Here is a 3726-nt window from a genome sequence, read left to right as displayed (position 1 = left end):
AATCGAGTAGACGGCTCCGCCAGTAACTGACGGAGTGCGCCTCTCACACCACCGTACGTACGGGTCTCGTATACGGCGGTTCGCAAAGAGATGGGTTGAGTTCGATGTAAACATCGGTCAATGATTGATACCCTCGTTTTTTCAAGCGTTTAAGCGTAATGGTTGTCCCTAAAATTGGGCTCTGCGCTATCGCCCAACCGCCTTTTCTGGTGCGACTCCAAGCATAGGCATGGTCTTGGTCAACGCCCAGTCGAATCAGGTTTTTCCTTTTCCTTTCGGGTTTTTTCCAGTCGTGCCAAATGCAATAGCGGAGTCGGTTTCGTAACCAGCCATCTAAATCTCGTAATTTGCCTGCGATGCTCGTTCCCCGAAAATAGTTTAACCATCCTCGTTGGATTTCGTTTATCTTGGCAATGCGCTCTTCGAATTTGGCTGGAGTGGTTTTTCGGGTGATGCTTTTCAGCTTTTGTTTTAGGTTTGTCCATGCCTTTTCCGACACTACCAGTTGGTACTGGTTCTTGCTCCCTTTCTCGTACGTAGGCACAAACCCAAAGCCTAACAAATTGAAGTTAACGGGTTTTCTAATTCCGCTTTTCTCCGTGTTGATAGTGAGTTTGAGCTTGGTTTTCAAGAATTTTGCAATCACTTGTGCCGTGGCTTTCGCCTGATTGGCCGACTTGCAGTAGATACTAAAATCATCTGCATAGCGAACGAATTTCAGCCCTCGTCTTATCATTTCCCTGTCCAATTCATGGAGCAAGATATTTGACAATAATGGACTTAAAGGACTTCCTTGAGGAACGCCTTTGTTTCGTTTTTGAAGTTTGCCTTTGATGCGTATCGGTGCGCGCAACCATTTGCGGATTAATCGCATCGTGGTTTTGCACTTCACTTTTTGGAACAGCAAATTCAGCAGTAAACAGTGGTCGACTTCGTCAAAGAAGGTCTTCAGGTCAATATCCACGATGTGGTTCAATCCCTGATGGATGTATTCCCGCGATTGCCCAACGGCTTGTCGGGCATTCTTGTTGGGTCTAAATCCAAAACTGTAAGCACTAAACTTGGGTTCAAATAATGGTGCTATCACTTGTGCCACGGCTTGTTGCAACACTCGGTCGGTGGTGGTGGGAACGCCCAAGAGTCGGGTTTTACCGTTTCCCTTGGGAATCTCCACGCCCAAAATCGGTTGGGGTAAGTAGTTCTCCTCAGTGATTTCCTGAAGCAGTTGGTTTTTTCGAGCAGGAAAATGTTCCTTGAGTTGAGCGGTTTTTATGCCGTCAACGCCCGCACTGCCTTTATTGGCAATGACGTGTTCCAACGCTTTTTGGAGATTGTAAGGATGTACTACTCTGGAAATCACTGCTTTGTTTTACATTAATACTTTGTAACCTGTTCTTGTTTTTCAGGGCTATCCGCCGTGGCGGATTCCGTTGAAAATTAAGAACCTCTTTGCGTTCAGTCCTTCCTTGTTTGTGAGTCCTATACCTTTCTGTTGGTAACTCGTTGCCCCAAGTACTATGACCTCTGCTGACTTCTCTTTGGGATTAACTCGTAATCTAAGAGACCTCCCCAGGTAAACACTCCCTCTTTCCGTCTAATCCCGACACATCTACTGAATAAACCTGTTGTCTAAAGGCTTTGTTGTGCTGTGGCAACTTACCCAATTTATCCAGCCTCTTATGCGCTTTGTGTTCCTCGGTTCAGACTTTTGCCGTTTGACTTCCTTCACTCAAAGGGTCACCCCTTTCGAGCTTGTCACTTGCTAATCGGCTCAATATAATACAACAACTTGCCGATAAGGGACTTGCACCCTCTAGATAAAATTCCTACTTTTGAGGAATGGGAGCGTATGCAGGGCACACATCGAGTAGACGGCTCCGCCAGTAACTGACGGAGTGCGCCTCTCACACCACCGTACGTACGGGTCTCGTATACGGCGGTTCGCAAAGAGATGGGTTGAGTTCGATGTAAACATCGGTCAATGATTGATACCCTCGTTTTTTCAAGCGTTTAAGCGTAATGGTTGTCCCTAAAATTGGGCTCTGCGCTATCGCCCAACCGCCTTTTCTGGTGCGACTCCAAGCATAGGCATGGTCTTGGTCAACGCCCAGTCGAATCAGGTTTTTCCTTTTCCTTTCGGGTTTTTTCCAGTCGTGCCAAATGCAATAGCGGAGTCGGTTTCGTAACCAGCCATCTAAATCTCGTAATTTGCCTGCGATGCTCGTTCCCCGAAAATAGTTTAACCATCCTCGTTGGATTTCGTTTATCTTGGCAATGCGCTCTTCGAATTTGGCTGGAGTGGTTTTTCGGGTGATGCTTTTCAGCTTTTGTTTTAGGTTTGTCCATGCCTTTTCCGACACTACCAGTTGGTACTGGTTCTTGCTCCCTTTCTCGTACGTAGGCACAAACCCAAAGCCTAACAAATTGAAGTTAACGGGTTTTCTAATTCCGCTTTTCTCCGTGTTGATAGTGAGTTTGAGCTTGGTTTTCAAGAATTTTGCAATCACTTGTGCCGTGGCTTTCGCCTGATTGGCCGACTTGCAGTAGATACTAAAATCATCTGCATAGCGAACGAATTTCAGCCCTCGTCTTATCATTTCCCTGTCCAATTCATGGAGCAAGATATTTGACAATAATGGACTTAAAGGACTTCCTTGAGGAACGCCTTTGTTTCGTTTTTGAAGTTTGCCTTTGATGCGTATCGGTGCGCGCAACCATTTGCGGATTAATCGCATCGTGGTTTTGCACTTCACTTTTTGGAACAGCAAATTCAGCAGTAAACAGTGGTCGACTTCGTCAAAGAAGGTCTTCAGGTCAATATCCACGATGTGGTTCAATCCCTGATGGATGTATTCCCGCGATTGCCCAACGGCTTGTCGGGCATTCTTGTTGGGTCTAAATCCAAAACTGTAAGCACTAAACTTGGGTTCAAATAATGGTGCTATCACTTGTGCCACGGCTTGTTGCAACACTCGGTCGGTGGTGGTGGGAACGCCCAAGAGTCGGGTTTTACCGTTTCCCTTGGGAATCTCCACGCCCAAAATCGGTTGGGGTAAGTAGTTCTCCTCAGTGATTTCCTGAAGCAGTTGGTTTTTTCGAGCAGGAAAATGTTCCTTGAGTTGAGCGGTTTTTATGCCGTCAACGCCCGCACTGCCTTTATTGGCAATGACGTGTTCCAACGCTTTTTGGAGATTGTAAGGATGTACTACTCTGGAAATCACTGCTTTGTTTTACATTAATACTTTGTAACCTGTTCTTGTTTTTCAGGGCTATCCGCCGTGGCGGATTCCGTTGAAAATTAAGAACCTCTTTGCGTTCAGTCCTTCCTTGTTTGTGAGTCCTATACCTTTCTGTTGGTAACTCGTTGCCCCAAGTACTATGACCTCTGCTGACTTCTCTTTGGGATTAACTCGTAATCTAAGAGACCTCCCCAGGTAAACACTCCCTCTTTCCGTCTAATCCCGACACATCTACTGAATAAACCTGTTGTCTAAAGGCTTTGTTGTGCTGTGGCAACTTACCCAATTTATCCAGCCTCTTATGCGCTTTGTGTTCCTCGGTTCAGACTTTTGCCGTTTGACTTCCTTCACTCAAAGGGTCACCCCTTTCGAGCTTGTCACTTGCTAATCGGCTCAATATAATACAACAACTTGCCGATAAGGGACTTGCACCCTCTAGATAAAATTCCTACTTTTGAGGAATGGGAGCGTATGCAGGGCACACACA

The 3726-nt window shown here is 46.0% G+C and carries 2 protein-coding genes; both read right to left on the bottom strand.

The features are described 5' to 3' along the window. Positions 1-43: 43 nt before the first annotated feature. On the bottom strand, positions 44-1360 hold the full coding sequence (gene ltrA, locus IWX84_RS15260; protein WP_196851617.1) for a group II intron reverse transcriptase/maturase: 1317 nt from the start codon (positions 1358-1360) through the stop codon (positions 44-46). Between the two features lie 544 nt (positions 1361-1904). Then, positions 1905-3221 (bottom strand): group II intron reverse transcriptase/maturase, encoded by a 1317-nt coding sequence (gene ltrA / locus IWX84_RS15255; protein WP_196851617.1) that lies wholly within the window; start codon positions 3219-3221, stop codon positions 1905-1907. Between the last annotated feature and the right edge of the window lie 505 nt (positions 3222-3726).

This window comes from Flavobacterium sp. CG_9.10, from assembly GCF_015752245.1.
Classification (GTDB): Bacteria; Bacteroidota; Bacteroidia; order Flavobacteriales; family Flavobacteriaceae; genus Flavobacterium.
This window is presented reverse-complemented; position numbering and strand designations above follow the sequence as displayed.